Source organism: Microbacterium sp. Bi128 (assembly GCF_918698205.1).
This window is the reverse complement of record NZ_CAKKMM010001202.1, coordinates 1-1,575: the sequence shown is the minus strand read 5'-3', so window position 1 is coordinate 1,575 and position 1,575 is coordinate 1. Positions and strand designations below refer to the sequence as shown.

2 protein-coding genes are annotated in these 1,575 nt (G+C 66.4%); both read right to left on the bottom strand.

Features of this window, described 5'->3' with window-relative positions; all coding sequences use genetic code 11:
* A partial coding sequence (locus LQV45_RS31240; RefSeq protein ID WP_230011223.1) for a dihydrodipicolinate synthase family protein occupies positions 1 to 649 on the bottom strand: 649 nt, incomplete at its 3' end.
* Positions 650 to 786: 137 nt separating this feature from the next.
* Positions 787 to 1,575, bottom strand: a 789-nt coding sequence (locus LQV45_RS31235) for a DMT family transporter (protein ID WP_230011221.1), incomplete at its 5' end; no start/stop codon positions are given.

Sequence of the window (1,575 nt, the reverse complement as noted above, 5' to 3'; positions counted from 1 at the left end):
GGGCGGGCAAGGTGCCGCCGATGACGGAGTACCAGGCATCGCACCCGGCGGCCAGTCCGGCGGCGGCCTTTGCGTCACCGGAAACTCCGATGGTCACGTGCGCCGGGACGGCGGCTCGGATTTCCTGAACCCGCGCCTGTGCCTGCTCCGGATCGGCCGGCACACCGGGGATTTTGATGGAGGCGATTCCGGGCAGTTCCGCGATGCGTCCGTAAAGCTCGGTCGTGAAGGTGAAATGGGTGGTGCCCGGGTTGTCATAGACGATCACGGGCAGCGACGAGTTCGCGGTGACGGTCCGGAAGAGTTCGAACACGTCATCTTCGGTGAGGGGCTGATAGGTCATGGGCGCAAGCAGGAGTGCGGAAGCCCCCGCCTGCTCTGCCATTTCAGCGTTCGCGAGGACGTGTGAGGTCCGCAAGGCCCCAACACCAATGAACACCGGTGTCGCGCCGGCGTGCTCGACGGCAAGACGAGCCACACGGCTCCGTTCCTCGCCGCTCAGATACGCGTAGGAGCCCGTGGATCCGAGCGCGGTAATGGAGCCAACCTTCGCCTCCGAGAGCCGTTCGATCAGGCGAACGAAGGCAGACTCGTCAACAGCATCATCTGCCAGAGGGGTCAGGGGGAAGGCACTCAAGCCGGTGAACATGGTTATAACTCCTTAGGTCTGAATAACAGGGAAGCAAAGTCTGAGGCACTCCCTGGGGGACTTAGGTGCGGGCCCTGTCAGCAGGGAATTCCCGCGTAGCGACAGTCTGGCGGACCCCCTATTTGGAGGACTGTCGCTTACTTTGGCCCTTGGCCGATGAGGTCGGGGGCGATGCGGGCGCCGGCGTGTTCGCGGGAGCGCGGTCGCCGTCGGCCACCGCGTTGCGCGGCGGCCCCTGCAAGGACGACGAGCGTGATGCCACCGAATTGGGTGAGTGAGGGCTGCTGGTGCAGCACGAGCAGCCCGAGGAGCACCCCGATGGCGGGTTCGAGGGCCATCAGGGTACCGAACGCCGTGGGCGTCATCCGGCGCAGGGCGAGCATCTCGAGCGCCATTGGCAGCACCGGCATCAGGACGGCCAGTCCGAAAGCGACGGAGAGGACACCGAGGTTGAGATGTCCGGCGGACTGCGGGATGCCGACGACCGCTGCCGTGGCAGCTGCGACGGGAACGGTGAGTGAAAGCGCACCGATGCCCGTGAAGCGGTCGCCGATCCGTTGGGTGAGCACAATGTAGACGGCCCACCCGACGGCCGCGAGCCCTGCCAACCCGATACCGGCGAGGTTGATCTCACCAGCCCAAGGTTCGGTCAGAAGGACGACGCCCAGCAGCGCCAGGGCTGGCCAGATAAGCGAGCGTGCGCTGTGGCTGCGCACCCCGGCGACAGTCAGCGGACCGAGGAACTCGATCGCGACGGCGGTGCCGAGCGGGATGCGTTCGATGGAGGCGAGAAACGCGATGGTCATCAGTCCGGTGGCGACACCCAGCCCGAGTAGCACGGGGACGTCGGGGCGGCGCAGCGCGCGCAATGGGGGTCGGGCAACGGCCAAGAAGACGAGCGCCCCCACACTGAGTCTGAGCCAGGC